The 16,045-nt window shown below is 70.7% G+C and carries 14 protein-coding genes; 5 read left to right on the forward strand and 9 right to left on the reverse strand.

Features of this window, described 5'->3' with window-relative positions:
- Window positions 1-78: 78 nt before the first annotated feature.
- The 3 genes from ACWC2B_RS06295 to ACWC2B_RS06305 all read right to left on the reverse strand — a co-directional run bounded on the left by ACWC2B_RS06295 (window position 79) and on the right by ACWC2B_RS06305 (window position 3,306).
- Complete coding sequence (locus ACWC2B_RS06295) at window positions 79-1,308, reverse strand: cytochrome P450 (RefSeq protein ID WP_450715275.1); 1,230 nt, start codon at window positions 1,306-1,308, stop codon at window positions 79-81.
- Window positions 1,309-1,417: 109 nt separating this feature from the next.
- Window positions 1,418-2,275: a class II fructose-bisphosphate aldolase gene (locus ACWC2B_RS06300; protein ID WP_450715276.1), complete on the reverse strand. Its 858-nt coding sequence runs from the start codon at window positions 2,273-2,275 to the stop codon at window positions 1,418-1,420.
- A 146-nt stretch (window positions 2,276-2,421) separates the two neighbouring features.
- A complete protein-coding gene (locus ACWC2B_RS06305) occupies window positions 2,422-3,306 on the reverse strand; it encodes an SIS domain-containing protein (RefSeq protein WP_450715277.1) in 885 nt (294 codons plus the stop codon).
- Window positions 3,307-3,462: 156 nt separating this feature from the next.
- Between ACWC2B_RS06305 and ACWC2B_RS06310 the strand changes: the two genes are divergently transcribed.
- Window positions 3,463-4,242, forward strand: coding sequence for a DeoR/GlpR family DNA-binding transcription regulator (locus ACWC2B_RS06310; protein ID WP_450715278.1), 780 nt, complete (start codon window positions 3,463-3,465; stop codon window positions 4,240-4,242).
- 68 nt (window positions 4,243-4,310) lie between these two features.
- Here ACWC2B_RS06310 and ACWC2B_RS06315 read toward each other — a convergent pair whose 3' ends face one another.
- A complete protein-coding gene (locus tag ACWC2B_RS06315; RefSeq protein WP_450715279.1) occupies window positions 4,311-4,910 on the reverse strand; it encodes a TetR/AcrR family transcriptional regulator in 600 nt (199 codons plus the stop codon).
- A 171-nt stretch (window positions 4,911-5,081) separates the two neighbouring features.
- Here ACWC2B_RS06315 and ACWC2B_RS06320 point away from each other — a divergent pair, with 171 nt between their 5' ends.
- Window positions 5,082-5,990 carry a phosphatase PAP2 family protein gene (locus ACWC2B_RS06320; protein WP_450715280.1) on the forward strand — a complete coding sequence of 303 codons (909 nt, stop codon included), beginning with the start codon at window positions 5,082-5,084 and terminating at the stop codon, window positions 5,988-5,990.
- Complete coding sequence (locus tag ACWC2B_RS06325; RefSeq protein ID WP_450715281.1) at window positions 5,987-6,901, forward strand: DMT family transporter; 915 nt, start codon at window positions 5,987-5,989, stop codon at window positions 6,899-6,901. The genes ACWC2B_RS06320 and ACWC2B_RS06325 overlap by 4 nt, the downstream gene beginning before the upstream one ends.
- 58 nt (window positions 6,902-6,959) lie before the next feature.
- Here ACWC2B_RS06325 and ACWC2B_RS06330 read toward each other — a convergent pair whose 3' ends face one another.
- Window positions 6,960-7,361 (reverse strand): FAD-dependent monooxygenase, encoded by a 402-nt coding sequence (locus ACWC2B_RS06330; RefSeq protein WP_450715282.1) that lies wholly within the window; start codon window positions 7,359-7,361, stop codon window positions 6,960-6,962.
- Between the two features lie 2 nt (window positions 7,362-7,363).
- On the opposite strand from ACWC2B_RS06330, the gene ACWC2B_RS06335 reads away from it, so the two are divergent.
- Window positions 7,364-8,329 (forward strand): TetR/AcrR family transcriptional regulator C-terminal domain-containing protein, encoded by a 966-nt coding sequence (locus ACWC2B_RS06335; protein WP_450715564.1) that lies wholly within the window; start codon window positions 7,364-7,366, stop codon window positions 8,327-8,329.
- Here the strand turns inward: ACWC2B_RS06335 and acuI are convergent.
- From acuI to ACWC2B_RS06350, 3 genes are all read right to left on the reverse strand, one after another.
- Window positions 8,319-9,302, reverse strand: coding sequence for an acrylyl-CoA reductase (NADPH) (gene acuI, locus ACWC2B_RS06340; protein ID WP_450715283.1), 984 nt, complete (start codon window positions 9,300-9,302; stop codon window positions 8,319-8,321). The genes ACWC2B_RS06335 and acuI overlap by 11 nt on opposite strands.
- Before the next feature lie 147 nt (window positions 9,303-9,449).
- Window positions 9,450-12,119, reverse strand: coding sequence for a glycoside hydrolase family 31 protein (locus ACWC2B_RS06345; RefSeq protein ID WP_450715284.1), 2,670 nt, complete (start codon window positions 12,117-12,119; stop codon window positions 9,450-9,452).
- A gap of 630 nt (window positions 12,120-12,749) precedes the next feature.
- Complete coding sequence (locus tag ACWC2B_RS06350; RefSeq protein ID WP_450715285.1) at window positions 12,750-13,277, reverse strand: hypothetical protein; 528 nt, start codon at window positions 13,275-13,277, stop codon at window positions 12,750-12,752.
- An 836-nt stretch (window positions 13,278-14,113) separates the two neighbouring features.
- Here ACWC2B_RS06350 and ACWC2B_RS06355 point away from each other — a divergent pair.
- Complete coding sequence (locus tag ACWC2B_RS06355; protein WP_450715286.1) at window positions 14,114-14,881, forward strand: AfsR/SARP family transcriptional regulator; 768 nt, start codon at window positions 14,114-14,116, stop codon at window positions 14,879-14,881.
- Window positions 14,882-14,918: 37 nt separating this feature from the next.
- Here the strand turns inward: ACWC2B_RS06355 and ACWC2B_RS06360 are convergent, their stop codons facing one another.
- Window positions 14,919-15,911, reverse strand: a complete 993-nt coding sequence (locus tag ACWC2B_RS06360; RefSeq protein ID WP_450715287.1) for a phosphatidylglycerol lysyltransferase domain-containing protein — start codon at window positions 15,909-15,911, stop codon at window positions 14,919-14,921.
- Between the last annotated feature and the right edge of the window lie 134 nt (window positions 15,912-16,045).

The following is a 16,045-nucleotide window of genomic DNA, read 5'->3' on the forward strand; positions in this document are numbered from 1 at the left end:
AATCGGGGCATGTGACCCGGAAACAGGCCCGCAGACATCCGACAACTCCCGTAATTTCAAGCTTGGTTGATACGACTCTCACCACACCAGCGGAAGCTCCTCCGGTGAGCGGTGGATCATCGTCGGGCGCATGACGACGGGTCTCTCCTCGGCCAGGCGCAACCCGGGCAGCCGCGTGGTCAGCAGCTCCAGGGTGACCCGGAGCTGTTCGCGGGCCAGGGCTGAGCCGGGACAGCCGTGTACGCCGTATCCGAAGGCGAGGTGGCGGGCGGGCGGGCGCGTGATGTCGAAGACGTCGGGGCGTTCGTGGCGGCTCGGGTCGCGGTTGGCGGATCCGTACGCCACGAACACCACGGCACCGACGGGGAGTTCGGTGCCGGACAGGACGACCGGGCGGGTCGTGATGCGGCGGAAGCCCTGTATCGGACTGTCGTAGCGGGCGGCTTCCTCGACGGCGGCCGGGATCAACTCGGGCTTCTCGCGGAGCAGTTCCCACTGCGTGGGGTGGTGCATCAGGTGCAGCAGCGTCGAGCCGATCAGCGCGCTGGTGGTGAGGTGCCCGGCGAGCAGGAAGTTCTGCAGATGGGCGACCATCTCGTGGCGTTCGTCGAGCGTGAGCTCGGTGGCGGGTGACTCGCCGCCCGGCGCGAGCGCTCCGATCAGCGACGTGCACAGGTCGTCCTGGGGGCGGGCGTGCCGGTCCCGTACGTAGGTGTCGAGGAGGTGCTGCATCTCGACGACGTCGCGAGCCGCCGCGAGCTGGTCCTTCTCCGACATGGGCCGGAACAGCAGTTGCTCGGCGCGGTAGCCGCCGTGCACGGCGAGCGGGACGTCCGCCTCGTCGAGGCCCATCAGGCGTCCGATCACCAGGCCGGGCAGTTTGAGCGCGAACTCCGCCATGAGGTCGGCAGAGCCGCGGTCCGCGAAGCCGTCGATCAGGGCGGTGGCGCGCTCCACCGCGTACGGCACGACCGCGGCGACGCGCGAGGGCGAGAGGCCGTGCACGATCGGGGCGCGCAGCCGCTGGTGGAGGGCTCCGTCGGAACTGACCACCACGGGGCGGCCGCCGAATCCCCGGCCCATCTCGGCGAGCACCGTGGGCCCGGGAAGGACGTCGGGGCGCAGGGCGTTGGCGGAGGAGAACGCCTCGGGGCGGCGCAGGACTTCGCGTACGTCCGCGTCCCGGGCCACCAGCCAGGCGTCCAGCTCCGGCACGAAGGTCAGGCCCTCGGCCTGCCGGGCCCGCGCATAGTGCGGATAGGGGTCGCGCTGCAGCGCGTCGAGCCGAGCGTGCTCATGCCTGTCCACAGGCCCATCGTCTATGACGTCCGGCCACATCGGAAGAGCGCCGTACGGGCGGAACGTGGCGCTTTCGCCGCCGGGGCTCGGTGGAGGCCCGGCGGCGGCCGCGTACGCCTCAGGCGGTCCGGTCGAGTACCCCGATGAGCCGGGTGACGGTCGCCGCCATCGCCTGGCGGCCGACCGTCAGATAGGTGCGGGCGTCCACCGCTTCGGGGTGAGCGGCGAGGTAGGCGCGGATCGCGTCGGTCATGGCGATGTTCAGCGCGGTGCCGATGTTGACCTTGGCGATGCCGCCGGCCACCGCGGCCGACAGCGCGTCGTCCGGGACGCCGGACGAGCCGTGCAGGACCAGCGGCACCCGCAGTGCGTCGTCGAGCCTGGCCAGCAGGGCGTGGTCCAGTTCGGCGGTGCGCGAGGTCATGGCGTGGACGCTGCCGATGGCGACGGCGAGCGCGTCGACGCCGGACTCGGCGACGAACTGGCGCGCCTCGTCGGGGTCGGTGCGTGCGCCGGGCGCGTGGGCGTCCAGCGGAGCCTTGCCGTCCTTGCCGCCCACTTCCCCCAACTCGGCCTCGATCCACAGCCCTTGGGTGTGTGCCCAATCAGCGGCGGCCCTCGTCGCGGCCAGGTTCTCCTCGTACGGCAGGTGGGCCGCGTCGTACATGGCGGAGCTGAATCCGGCGTCGGCGGCCTGGCGCAGGAGTTCGTCCTGCTTGACGTGGTCGAGGTGGAGCGCGACCGGTACGGCGGCGGCTTCGGCGGCCGCGGCGGCGGCGCGGGCGAGCGGCAGGACCCGGCCGTAGCGGAACTTGACCACGTTCTCGCTGACTTGGAGGACGACCGGCGACTTGGCCGCCTCGGCGCCCGCGATGACGGCCTCGGCGTGTTCCAGCGTGATGATGTTGAAGGCCGCGACGGCGCGGCGTTTGGCGGCGGCCTCGGTGACGAGTGTGCCGGTCCGGGCGAGTGGCATCAGTGCTTCCCCTTCACCTGTGTCGCGTGGTTCGGTGTCACGTATGTCGGTGTTACGTATGCCGATGGCACACCTGTCGATGGCATGCGGGCCGGTGCCACGCGTATGGGTGTCGTCATGTACGTCGGTGTCACGCGTTCGGCCGCTCAGGAGCCGTCGAGGATGACCGAGCGGGTGAGGTGGCGCGGCCGGTCCGGGTCGAGTCCGCGGGCGGCCGCGACGGCGACGGCGAGGCGCTGGGCGCGGACGAGTTCGGCCAGCGGGTCGAGGCGGCCCTCGATCCACAGCGCGCCGGTGGCGGACACCTGCTCGGCCAGGCCTTCGGGGGCTTCGCCGAACATCCAGGTGGCGGTCGTGGTGGTGGAGATGCTGATGGGGCCGTGGCGGTACTCCATCGCCGGATAGGCCTCGGTCCAGGACAGCGACGCCTCGCGCATCTTGAGGGCGGCTTCCTGGGCGAGCCCGTTGGTCCAGCCGCGGCCGAGGAAGCTGAACTGGGTTGATTCCACGAGGCCTTCGGGCAGCGGCTCGGCGAGCGCGGTGCGGGCATCGGCGACTGCCTGCTCGGTGTGCAGTCCGAGGTGGGCCCGAAGGAGCGTGAACGCGGTGGTGGCGAAGCGGGTCTGGACGACGGATTCCTCGTCCGCGAAGTCGAGCACCACGATGTCATCGGCGGCCCGCATGACCGGCGTGGCGGGGTCGGCCGTGATGGCGGTGGTACGGGTCCGGCCGCGCACCGTCGCGAGGAGGTCGAGCACCTCGGTGGTGGTACCGGACCGGGTCAGCGCCACGACCCGGTCGTAGCTGCGCGAGGCGGGGAATTCGGAGGCGGCGAAGGCGTCGGTCTCGCCGAGGCCCGCGCCCTCGCGGAGCACGGCGACGGCCTGCGCCATGAAGAAGGAGGTGCCGCAGCCGACGACGGCGACGCGTTCGCCGGGGGCCGGCAGGGCGTCCTTGTACTGGAGGGCCAGTTCGGCCGCCCGCTTCCAGCATTCGGGCTGACTGCTCAGTTCGCTTGCGACATGGCTCATGCCGGGCTCCCACCCTCTGGGTCTGATCACTCTCTGAATCCGACGCACACGTGCTTGTTTCTGCAAAATATAGCTCGATTTCGAGCACGATCAAGCATCTAGCCGTGCGCTAAGGTCATTACGGACGGTTACCGGTACGAAGAACGGAGGGCGCGGATGTCTCGCGATGCCCGCTGGCAGGCACTCCTCGAACTGCTCGTGGAACAGGGCCGCCTGGACGTCGACGAGGCGGCTGCGGCCCTCGGGGTCTCGGCCGCGACGATCCGCCGCGACTTCGACCAGCTCGCAGAGCAGCAGATGCTGGTGCGCACCCGGGGCGGCGCGCTCGTCCACGGCGTCTCCTACGAGCTGCCCCTGCGCTACAAGACGGCGCGCCAGGCCTCGGAGAAGCAGCGCATCGCGAAGGCGGTGGCGGATCTGGTCGCCCCGGGCGAGGCGGTCGGCCTGACCGGCGGCACCACGACGACGGAGGTCGCCCGCGCGCTGGCCGTGCGGCCCGAACTGGCCACCGGATCACCGGCGTTGACGATTGTCACGAACGCGCTCAACATCGCGAACGAGCTCGCGGTGCGGCCCCAGTTCAAGATCGTGGTGACGGGCGGGGTGGCGCGCCCGCAGTCGTACGAGCTGACGGGGCCGCTCGCGGGCGGGGTGCTGAACCAGATCACGATGGACGTGGCGGTGCTCGGCGTCGGCGCCTTCGACGTGACGCACGGGGCCTCGGCGCACGACGAGGACGAGGCCGGCATCAACCGGCTGCTGTGCGAGCGGGCCGAGCGGGTCGTCGTGGCCGCGGACTCCACGAAGCTGGGCAAGCGGACGTTCGCCCGGATCTGCGCGACGTCCCAGGTGGGCACGCTGGTGACGGACACGGCGGTCTCCGAGGAGATGGTCGCCGCGTTCAGCGAGGCCGGGGTGACGGTGCTCGCGGTCTGAGCGGGGAGCAGGGCCGGCGGCGATGCCACCGGCCCAACTCAGCGCCGCTGTAGGCCAGTTGGAGGCGGTCAGCCGATCCGCAGCGCCGGGAAGATGACCGATTCAAGCAGTCCGGGCAGCGCGTCCTCGGCGTGGAAGCGGTCCTCGAAGAGGCGCTCGACGCGCAGCATGCCCATGATCATGGGGGCGACGTAGCCGATCGCCGGATTGTCCGCCGCCACCTCGCCGCGCTCGACCCCGCGCCGGAGCATCGCGTCGAGGGCGGCGATCTCGGGGTTCAGAACGGTCTCGCGCAGAGCTTCGCGCAGGTCGGGGTGCTTGATGTAGGCCTGGCCGACGGCCTCCATCAGCGCGGTGTCGGGGCCCTCACGATGGCTGACCACGCGGGCCGCCTCACGCAGGTCCCCGACGAGGGTGCCGGTGTCGATGCCGGTGAAGAACGAGCAGCGCTTCCTGGCCAGCGCGGCCGTGACGAGCAGCGACTTGCTCTTCCACTGCCGGTACAGGGTGGCCTTGCCGCACTTGGTGCGCGCGGCGACGCCCTCCATCGTCACGGAGTCGTAGCCGCCCTCTCTCAGCAGGTCGAGCACCGCGTCGTACAGCTCCAGCTCACGCTCGGGGCTGATCTTGCTGCGGCGGGCAGCGGCCGTGGCGGCCTGCGTCGACATCGTTCCCTCCGGAGAAAAACAAGGGGTGCTCCTGCACGTACGAGAGTAGGCTCCGCTCAATCGAGACGCAAACGTATCGAGACGTTTGCGTCTCGATCGGTTTCGATCTAGCCTTCCTACGTTTGCTTGTCTTTTTTCCACCTATCGATCCAGGTTCAAAGGGGCCGGAGAATGTTTGCCGGTATAACCACGGGGACGCGTCGCCAGACCCGTCCCGCCGGACCGGAGACGACCGCTTCCCGGCCGCCCCTGGTACGCGAGCTGCTGCTCGTGACCGCGCTCTTCCTCGTCTACAAGTTCGGCCGTCAGCTGGCGAACGGACACGAGGCGAGCGCCTTCGACAACGCCGACCGCGTGTGGAGCTGGGAGCGCGCGCTGCACCTGCCCGGCGAGGGCTCGGTCCAGCATCTGCTGCTGCACGGCGACACCCTCGTCAAGGCCGCCAACACCTTCTACGCGACGGTGCACTTCCCGGCCACGGTGGCCTTCCTGGTCTACCTGTACCTGCGCCGCCCGGGCCACTACCTGTGGTCGCGCCGGGTGCTCGCCGGCCTCACCGCCGCCGCGCTCGTGCTGCACATCACGGTCCCGCTGGCTCCGCCGCGCATGCTCACCACGGCCGGACTCGTCGACACCGCACAGGTCTACGGGCCCTCCGTGTACGCCGCGACGCCGGACAACGACGCCATGGCGAACCAGTTCGCGGCGATGCCCTCGCTGCACTTCGGCTGGGCACTGATGGTCGCGATCGGGCTGATCGTGGCGACCCGGAGCCGCTGGCGGTGGCTGTGGCTGCTGCACCCGCTGCTCACCCTGCTCGTGGTCGTGGGCACCGCGAACCACTACTGGCTGGACGCGATCGTGGCGACCGCGCTGCTGGGGGCGGTGCTCTACTTCGTACCGGCGCCGAAGCGGCTCACAAGGTTGCCTGCGGCACCCAAGGCGGTCCAGCAGGCGTCCGGGGCCTCGGACACACCCGCTCCGCAGCCCGCGCTCGCGACCCAGCCCACGCCTGTGTCCCACGAGACACCCGTATCCCCGCGCACCCCCGCGCCCCAGCTCTCCGAGGCCGTGCGATGAACGAGTCCGCGCTGCTCGCCATCCTTCTCTCGCTCGCCTCGGCCGCCGGCTACGCGCTGGCCGCCGTCGGCCAGTCCCGGCTCGCCGCTCAAGGTGGCGGCGGCCTCGGCCAGTTGCTCGCCCGGCCGCTGTGGTGGTGGGCGGTCGGCCTCAACGCGGCCGGTGCCCTCATGCACGTGGCGGCGCTCCACTACGGCCCGCTCACCCTGGTCCAGCCACTCGGAGCGCTCACCCTGGTCGCCGCGCTGCCGCTCTCCGCGTACTACGAGCGGCGCCGCGTCACCCGGCGCGAGTGGCGCGGGGCGGCCTGGACGCTGGCCGGGCTCACCGGTCTGATCGCGGTGACCGGCCCCGCGAGCCCCGGCGACGCGCTGAGTCTGCGCGAGGCGCTCGCCATCGCCGCGGCCACCGCGCTGCTGCTCGCCTTCCTCGTACGGGCCGGGGCGCACTCCGCACGCGGCGGCGGCCTCGGCCATGCCACCGCGTCCGGCATCGCCTCGGGTGTGGCGTCCGCGCTGACCCAGACGGTCACCGCCTCGCTGGCCCGCGAGCTACCCGGGGGCCCGTTGAACTGGTGGCAGACCGCCCTGCTCGCGGTGCTGGTCGCGACGTTCGCGGTCGGCGGGCTGCTGCTCTCGCAGGCGGCCTACCGCGGTGGCCTCGCCGCTCCGCTGGCCGTGGTGAACCTCGCCAACCCGGCGGCGGCCGCGGTGATCGGTGTCGCACTGCTCGGCGAGAGCTTCCACGGCGGGCCGCTGGGCTGGCTGGTCGCCGCCGCGTCGGCGGGCGTCGCGGCCCGCGGCGTGCTCATGCTGACCGGCGCCACCCCCGCGGACCTGCCCGTGACGGTGCCCGCGAACCTGCCTACCGACCTGCCGACCCCCGAGCCGGCCGTGCGGATCACCGCCTGAGAGCCTGTGCCTCATCTGATCCGGCCGGGGTTCGGCCACGGCTCTGCGGGCACGCGCCTCAGACGTCCAGCGTGATCGCGTTCTTGGCGCGCGCCACGGATTCCTCGGCGGCCGGACCGCCCGGGTTCTCCGTAGCCAGCGCCTGGTTGAGCTCCACGAAGGGCCGCAGGCGCGCCTCGTACTCCGCGAAGGCCGCACGGTGCTCACCGCCCGTGCGGCCGAGCGCGTCCGCGAGCACGTACGCGCCGACCAGCGCGAGGCTGGTGCCCTGTCCCGAGAGCGGCGAGGCGCAGTACCCGGCGTCCCCGAGCAGCACGGTCCGCCCGCGCGACCAGCGGTCGAGCCGGATCTGGGCCATCGCGTCGCAGTAGAAGTCGGGCGCCGCCCACAGCGCCTTCAGGAGGCGCGGTGTCTCCCAGCGCAGCGCGCCCATCCGCTCGGCGATCTCCCCCTTCAGCACTTCTGGGTCCCTGGTGTCGGGGTCGAACGGGCCAGATCGCCACCGAGATCCGGCGGCGCATCACGAGCGGCGAGCTCGCGCCGGGTGACCGGGTGCCCTCGACGCGGGGCATCGTCAAGGAGTGGGGCGTCGCGCTCGCGACGGCCACCAAGGTGCTCACCACCCTTCGCCTCGAAGGGTTCGTGGAGACGCTCCCCCGGGTCGGCACCGTGGTGAGCGATCGCGCCCCGACGCCGCCGGTAAAGGCGCGTTCGCAGCCCGAGCACGAGCTGACGCGCGAGCGGATCGTGCGGGCCTCCATGGACATCGCGGACACCGAGGGCCTGGCCGCGCTGTCCATGCGCGGGGTGGCCGCCCGGCTCGGGGTCGCCGCGATGTCGCCGTACCGGTATGTCGGCAGCAAGGACGACCTGGTGCTCCTGATGGCCGACGCGGCGTTCGGCGAGGCGGGCTATCCCGCGGTGCCGCCGGACGGCTGGCGGGCCCGGCTCGAACTCGGCGGCCGGACGCTCTGGGCACTGTTCCGCAAGCATCCGTGGCTCGCTCAACTCGCCCCGCTCACCCGCCCGTTGCTGCTGCCGAACCTCATGACGCATGCCGAGTGGGCGCTGTCCGCGCTCGACGGCCACGGGCTCGACCCGGTGACCATGCTGGACGTGCATGTGCTCCTGTACGGCTACGTGCAGGGGCTCGCGGCCGGCCTGGAGCAGGAGGCGCAGGCCGCGGCCGTCACCGGGGTGAGCGAGGAAGGGTGGATGGAGCAGCAGGCCGCAGCCCTCAACTCCCTTGTCGCGTCCGGGAGATACCCGGTCTTCAGTCGGGTCACGGCGGCACTGGCGGACGGGTACGAGCTGCGTTACGACGACCTCTTCGAATTCGGGCTCGGCCCGCTGCTCGACGGTTTCGCGACCCTGATCGAGGGCGGGCGGCCGGGACCGGCCGCCCCCGCGACGCCGGTCAGGCGTTGACGTCCACGACGGTGCGGCCGCGCACTTGGCCGGCGAGGATGCGCTCCGCGACGGAGGGCACCTCGTCGAGGCCGACGACCGTGGTCATCTTCTCCAGTTTGGCCAGGTCAAGGTCGCGCGCCAGCCGCTCGTACGCCCTGATCCGGCGCTCCATCGGCGCCTGTACGGAGTCGATGCCGGCCAGGGTCACCCCGCGCAGGATGAACGGCATGACGGTGCCGGGCAGGTCGTGGCCTTGGGCGAGGCCGCAGCTGGTAACGGTGCCGCCGTAGCGGGTGCCCGCGAGGACGTTGACCAGGGTGTGGCTGCCCACCGAGTCGACCGCCCCGGCCCAGCGCTCCTTGCCGAGCGGGCGCCCGGGCTCGGAGAGTTCGGCGCGGTCGATGATCTCGGCTGCGCCGAGCTCGCGCAGGTAGTCGGCCTCGGCGGGCCGCCCGGTGGAGGCGAGCACCCGGTACCCGAGCCTGGCGAGGAGGGCCACGGCGACCGAGCCGACGCCGCCGGCGGCGCCGGTGACGAGCACGTCGCCGCTCGCCGGGGTGAGGCCCGCGTCCTCAAGGGCGAGCACGCTGAGCATCGCGGTGTATCCGGCGGTGCCGATCGCGGCAGCCTGCCGGGTCGTGAGCCGCTCCGGCAGCGGGACCAGCCAGTCACCGCTGACCCGGGCCTTCTGCGCGAAGCCGCCGTCGTGCCGCTCGCCGACGCCGTAGCCGTTGAGCACCACCTTGTCGCCGGGCGCGAACGAGGGGTGGGTGGACGACTCGACGGTGCCCGCGAAGTCGATGCCGGGCACCAGCGGAGAGGTGCGCACGATGCCCTTGTCGGCGAGCGCGAGGCCGTCCTTGTAGTTGACGGTCGAGTAGTCCACGGCGACGGTCACATCGCCCTCGTGGAGCTCACTCTCCTCCAGTGTGACGGTCTCGACCCGGTGGCCCTGTTCGTCCTTGGTCACACGGATGGCGCGGAATGACATTGCAGCGATCTCCTGGCGGTCGGGTGCCTGCTCAGAGCTGTGTCCAAGCCGTATGTCGATCTTGCCCCAGCTCTGCCTCGGCACGTACGGAGGGGCCGTACCGGACGGCTCACGGTACGGCCCCCGACCCGGTGGCGGACGATCAGGTCACGCGATCTCGACGGAGAAGCCGTGCCCGGTCGACTGCGACGGCGTCTTGACCTCCGTCACGCCGGTCGCGGGATCGACGTACCAGCCGGTACCCGCCGCGGCGAGCTCCGCCGCGGAGCCGTACCGGTGCAGCCGGTTCCCGCCGAGGGCGACGAGCGAGGGAGCCGCCTTGGTGTGGACGGTGAAGCGGTACGAGCGGGTGGACGGCTTGCCCTGGTAACTGCCCACGCTGGCGCCGACATTGACGACCGAGGCGCGTCCGGCCGAGGTGACCTGGACCCGCTGGGTGGCCGAGGCGCCCTTGGCGAACTGCCGGGTGACTCCGTCGTCCTCGTACAGCGTGTAGGAGGACGTGCCGAGCTGCGGGTAGATGTCGTAGTCGAGCTCGCCCTTGTCCCTGGTTTGCCAGGATGTCGTGCCCTTGGGCCACATCGGCACGATCGAGCCGCCCTTCACGAACAGCGGGAGCGTGTCGAGCGGAGCCGCGTAGTGGTCGATGGTCGTCGGACCCTGGTAGGTCTTGCCCGTCCAGTAGTCGGTCCAGGTGCCCTTGGGCAGATAGATGCCGTTGCGCACGCTGGTGTCGCTGTAGACGGGGGCGACCAGGAAGTCGGGCCCGGCCAGGAACTCGTACTTGGCGTTCGCGCCCAGGGTGTTCGGGTCGTCCGGGTACTCCAGGGAGAGCGGGCGGACCGCGCCGACGCCGGTCCTGGTGGCGTCCTTGGAGAGCCCGTACATGTACGGGATGAGCCGCTCCTTCAGCTGGAGGTACTTGCGGTTGATGGAGGCGTACGGCGCGCCGTCGAGCCAGGGCTGCTGGTCGGCGGCCTTGCCGGTGGTGAGGTCCTTGGCCCAGCCGTCCATCGTCATGATGGCGGGCAGGAAGGCCTTCCACTGGAGGTCGCGGGTGTACATCTTCGGGTCGTGGCCGAAGATGCTGCCGACGTCGCCCGTGTTGTACGCGATGCCGGAGAGCGTGGCGCCCGCGTACGTGGGGATCTGCCAGCGCAGGTAGTCCCAGCTGAGCTTCTGATCGCCGCTCCACAGGACGCCGCAGCGCTGCGCGCCGGACCAGGAGACGGGCAGCCACACGAAGCCGCGGGCGTCACTGTTGTCCTCGATGCCGGCCTTCGCCTGGTCGCAGGCGTTCAGGGCGAAGCCGTAGCCGTTGCCGACCCAGGCCACGTCCAGCTTCGCGACGCGCTGGCCCGCCTTGACCTGGTCGGCGAGCTTGTCGAGGCCGTCCTGGGTCCACAGGCCGAGCTGGGCGTTGTGCGCCTGGAGGCCCTTGCCGGTCTCAGCGAGGTTCTCGTAGCCGCAGCCGTAGCCGTCGTTGACGAGCATCCAGCCCAGCGGCATCTGGTTCCGCGTGTAGCCGTCGGCGACCTTGAGCGCGTCCAGGGTGTGCCGTTCGCCCCGGTTGGCGTTGTGCAGATAGCAGTCGGAGTCGCCCGGTTCGAGCCCGTACACCGGCGGCATGAACGGTTTGCCGACCAGGGAGGTGTACTTGCCGATGACGGACTTCACGTCGCCGGTGAAGTAGTAGGCGTCCAGGCGCCGTTCCTGCTGTCCGGTGCGCACCCGGGGCCCGAAGTCGTACACGCCCGGGGAGAAGGTGTGGCGGAACACGCCGTATCCGGCGGAGGAGATGTAGAAGGGCTGGGAGTTGTTCCAGCCGCCCTCGTTCCAGTTGGTGTTGTTGCCCACGTTCATGACCTGGTCGCGGTGCGAGAAGCTGCCGTTCTGCTCGCCGCCGCCGAAGAACTGCTCGGTGGCGCCGCGGGTCAGGCTCTGCCGCATGCCGCCGGAGGTCCAGCGCAGCGGGTCGGCCTCTGACCAGATCACGCTCTTGTTGTCGCCCGTGTAGAGCGCGAAGCGGAGCGGCTTCTTGTAGACGCGCAGGACGACGTCCTTGCTGCGGATCCCGTAATAGGCTCCCGCGTCGAAGGACTTGGTGTTCTTCTGCGGCTTCGGCTCGGTCTGGATCATGTGGCTGCCGGGCGGGTCGGTGAAGGTGCCGTCCGGGGCGGCGCGCAGCCTCAGCGTGTCGTCGGCGAGGAAGTCGACGCGGGCCTTGAGGGCTCCCGCGGCGATGTCGTAGGCGCCGTCCTTGCCGCCGAAGGCGGTGAGGTTACCGGCGTCGGTCGGCTCGGGCAGATACGCCTTGCCCGTGAACGAGTTGTGGTGCACGTCGTAGGGGACGACGACCACGTGGTACGTCCCCGACGCCTTCGGTATGACGGTCGCCTCGGGGTCGGCGGTGCCCGCGCTGGAGGCGACCTGCTTTCCGGCGTCGTCGTAGATGTACATGTCGAAGTCGTCGGTGGGGGTGGCCCATTGGACGGAGACGGGCACACCGCCCTCGGGGTTGTCCTCCCACTGGCCGGCCGGCGGCTTCACGGTCAGGTCGAAGCGCGCGCAGACCGCGCCGTCCGGGTCCTGCGCGGGCGGCGGGCACTTGTCGGGCGAGTCGACCGTGCCCTTCTCATAGACCGGGCTCTGCCAGGTCACGGACTTGGTGCCACTGTCCAGAACGCCGCCGGGCGGCGTCGCGGCCTCCGCGTGGGCGGCGGGGACGGCCAGGGCGGTGAGGCCGAGCGCGAGCGCCGAGAACACGGCGACGGCGGGCCTTCGGGGTGGGTGGGGGCGATGCCAGGGGGTCCGCAAGGGTTCGTTCTCCGTTCGTACCGAGCAACAGCCGGGCGCGGCGTGCGCGTTCATGCTTGGAACCGTGGAGTTTCGAGCATCAAGATTCACCGTGGGGCGGGTACATGTCAACGCTTGTGGCGTTCAAGGCCGCTTGAGGCACCCAACTTCCCGGCGGTAGCGACGGTTTCGCGACACCCGGGGTGCGCCGATGGCGTGGAATCCGCCGCCCACAACCGGCCGCCGCCGGGCACCCCTGTCCCGGCCCGGCCTCGCCCACACGGCCCGGCCCAGCCCGACTGACGGGCTTCCCTCCCGAGTGCTGCCCCACCCCGTGCCGGCTTGGCCCGGCTGCATCCCGCACGGGATCTCAATGCGGCACCCTTTGCCGGCCTCCGAACGCGAGCCCCGCAGGGTGCGACAGACCGGGCAGCCGGCGCGGGGCAGCATTACGACAGAACGAACCGGTCCATGGCCGAGCGGACCCTTCCGGCCTCCGACCCCGGGCCCCGCAGGATGCGACAGACCGACGGCCGGTGCGGGGCAGCGCTACGCCAGAACGAACCAGTCCATGCCCAGCCGACGCTTCCGACCTCCAACCCCAGACCCCTCAGGGCGCGACAGACCGGGGAGCCGGCGCACGGGGCAGCGCTACGGCAGAACGAACCAGTCCATCCCCAGTGCCGCGGCGAGGCCCACCACGAGGAGCCAGGAACCAAGGCGCGTGCGCCCGTTGCGGCTCAGCTCGATGACCACACCGCACAGGATCAGCGCGAGCCCGTACACCCCGACGACGAGCACCGAGGACCGCGTCGCGAGCCGCACGACAAGGATCACCCCCATCGCCGCCATGAGCACCCCGGCGGCGACCATGCGGATGCGGCGAGCCTGCCGCGGGGCCATGCCGCGGCGCTCGGGTTCGCCGGGCTCGCCGACAAGGCCCTCGGAGGGCTCGGATCCCTCCAAGTCCTGGGCGGGCTGGGCCAGTTGGCGGCCTTGGTCCCGCTCGGTGCGTGAGGCGGCTTCGGCGCCTCCGGAGGCCTCATCCGCCTCCAAGCCGACAGCCTCGGCGGCGTTGGCGGCCTTCGGCGTCTCGGTGGGTTCGGAGGTTCCCGAAGCCTCGGGAGCTTCGATCGTCTCGGCGTCCTTCGGGCCCTCGGCCCGTCCGGCGCTTCCCACCCCCTCGGATCCGATGCCATGGGCAGCCGTGCCACCCTCTTCGGCCTTCGGCCCCTCGGCTCCGGCGCTGTTTCCCAGGCTCCCGGATACGGCGGCATCAGCAGCCCTGACGCCCTCGGCAGGCGCGGCGCGCCCGGCGCCGCTCACAGCACCGGCCGCGGAACCTTCCGCACCCTCGATGTCCTCGGCAGCCCCAGCGGTGCCCGCATCCTTCACACCCTCCGCAGCCCCAGCGTCTTCCGCACGCTTCACAATCCCGGCACCCCCGGCGGCTCCCGCACCCCGCGGCTGCGAAACCCGCTTCGCCGCAGGCCGGTTCGGGGCCTGATTCGGTACTGTCGCTTCCGCCGCGCGGGACGCACCCCGCGCTTCCGGGGTCGCGTCCACCGCTTGTTCCTGATCCGAGGTGCTCATGAGCCCGGATCGTAATCGCTTCCCCCGTTACGGTGTTCCATCCAGGTCACGGCCGCGCCACACCTCGACGTGAGTCCCCTCACAGGCCGCCACCTGCCGGTTGTGCGCGGAACCCCGCCACCTGCGGCGCTCCCTTCGCGCGCGGATCACCGCGCGACAGTCGACGGCACGCTGTCAACTTACCGTTATCTTCTGGGACGTTGACCCAAATAGCAGGGCGAAATACTCTTCGTCCATGTTCTCTACGGGGGTAGAGCACTGCTCTTGGCAGCGATGGGCGAGAGATCGACAGCGAAGAACGCCGATCATTCCGCCGATCCGCGGCCCGGTCGATTCGCCGGGCGCACCTGATCCACTCGCCGGGCCCGACGGCCCGTCGTCGTGGATTCCGCTTTTTCTGCACGCAGCACGGGGGAAGCACGTTGAAAGTTCGCCTGCTCGGGTCCCTTGAATTGACCGACGGCCACATCACGTTCAAGATTCCCGGCGAAAAACTCAGGGCGATCGTGGCCGCACTCGCCCTTTCGCCCAACCGCCCGGTATCCCGAAACGACCTCATCGACGAACTGTGGGGAGAGGACCTCCCGCGGAACGCCGAGAACTCCCTGCAGGGTCATGTGGCCCGGCTCCGCCGCGTCATCGAATCCCGTACGGGCCACGACGGTCTGCGGGAAATGATCCGCACGTCCGGTTTCGGCTACGCCCTCGCGCTCCCGGAGAGCGACGTCGACGCCTGCCTGTTCGAGTCACTCGTCCGCGAGGCGACCGCGCTCGGCCGGAGCGACCCGGACCGTTCGGTGCGGCTGCTCACCGAGGCGCTCTCGCTGTGGCGCGGGCCCGCGCTGCTCGACGCCGGGCAGGGCCTGATCAGCCGCATGGCGTACACGCGGCTCACCGAGTTCAGGCTCACCGCGTACGAGCATCTCTTCGACGCGGAACTCGCTCGCGGTCTGCACCGTGAAGTCGTCACGGAACTCCAGCAGTTGCACGCGCAGTACCCCTTGCGGGAGCGGTTCTGCGAGCAGCTGATCACCGCCCTGTACCGCTCGGGGCGCCAGGCCGAGGCGCTTGACGCCTATCACCGCACCCGGCAGCGGCTCTCGCACCACCTGGGTCTGGAGCCCGGCGAGGCGCTGCGGGCCAGGTTCGAGGGCATCTTGCGCCAGGAGCCGGTGCCGGCCGGACGCTGACCGAATCCCCCATCTTTCGAGGGGAGTTGATGGCACGTCAGAGAGAGTTGGTGACGCGGAGGAGCTGCCAGATCGCGCCCGCCCTGACCCTCCCCTGGAAGGCCAGGTACTCGGGCAGGACCAGCTGTGGCGCCCACTTCTCCTTGTACGCCAGCTGGCTCGCGGCGGGGTACACCTTCTCGCCGTGCGCGGCGAGCTGCCGCAGGAACCAGGCGGTGGTCCTGCTGGCGGAGGGCGCCTCGCGCTCGGGCGCGAGTCCGGTGAACGGGGTGAAGCCGAGGTGCAGCCACTCGGCGCCCTCCGCGCGGAAGGCCTCCAGGGCCGTGAGGTTGATCGTCTCCAGGACGCCCGGTGCGGTTTCCGGCAGCCGGCGGCTGAGGTCGTGCAGCAGCCCGGCCCGCTTGCCGAAGGCCGGCGCGTACGAGATGTAGGCGACGAGTTCGCCGTCGATCCGGCCGGTGAACAGTCTGCGGTGCACCTGCCCGGGGCCGCCGAGCTGGCCCACGAGGAAGTCGATCTCCTTGACGTGACGCCCCTTGCCTCGCAGCCACTGCCGGTCGATGGTCCGGACGGTCTCGGCGATGTGCTCATAGGGGACTTCGGCCACCGCGAGGCCGCTGCGGCGCGCCCGCGAGACCTTGTTGCGCAGTTTCACGAACCGCGAGCCCTTCAGCCCGAATTCGGGAAGGTACAGGGCGTAGGAGGCGCCGACCTGATTCACGGTGAATCCGCAGCGCTCGTAAAGAGCGACGTCCTCGCTCTGCAACTGGACTGCGGCGACCATGCTCCGGCGCGCCCGCGCGAAATCGAGGAATCCGCACAGGAGTTCCTCCCGCGCACGCTCCGGAGCGAACACCCCGCCGAACTGCAGCAGATAACTCCCCGCGCTCCGATAGGCGATCACACCCGCACTTGTGGGCACGGTGAAGTACTCGTTTCCCGTGTTCATCGCCAGAAACGCGCTGGGATTGTCCGCGTAGTCCCGCAGTTGATGCAGCACGCTGTCAATGGCAAGGACATGACCGGTCATCGAAGCTCCTCCCCTGGTCGTCCGGCGAATCCTCCCACCATGCCCCGTCGAATTCCCTGAAGCCGCCGTCTCAGCGCCGTCTCAGGCACTTCTCAGCCACGGCTGAAAAATTTACGGCGAAACATTCAGGCAAT

The organism is Streptomyces sp. NPDC001415 (assembly GCF_053597395.1).

Coding starts and splice junctions, on each gene's coding strand:
- ACWC2B_RS06325 (WP_450715281.1), top strand. CDS start 5,987: ATGAACGAGTCCGCGCTGCTCGCCATCCTTCTCTCGCTCGCCTCGGCC.
- ACWC2B_RS06310 (WP_450715278.1), top strand. CDS start 3,463: ATGTCTCGCGATGCCCGCTGGCAGGCACTCCTCGAACTGCTCGTGGAA.
- ACWC2B_RS06360 (WP_450715287.1), bottom strand. CDS start 15,911: ATGACCGGTCATGTCCTTGCCATTGACAGCGTGCTGCATCAACTGCGG.
- ACWC2B_RS06315 (WP_450715279.1), bottom strand. CDS start 4,910: ATGTCGACGCAGGCCGCCACGGCCGCTGCCCGCCGCAGCAAGATCAGC.
- ACWC2B_RS06300 (WP_450715276.1), bottom strand. CDS start 2,275: ATGCCACTCGCCCGGACCGGCACACTCGTCACCGAGGCCGCCGCCAAA.
- acuI (WP_450715283.1), bottom strand. CDS start 9,302: ATGTCATTCCGCGCCATCCGTGTGACCAAGGACGAACAGGGCCACCGG.
- ACWC2B_RS06320 (WP_450715280.1), top strand. CDS start 5,082: ATGTTTGCCGGTATAACCACGGGGACGCGTCGCCAGACCCGTCCCGCC.
- ACWC2B_RS06305 (WP_450715277.1), bottom strand. CDS start 3,306: ATGAGCCATGTCGCAAGCGAACTGAGCAGTCAGCCCGAATGCTGGAAG.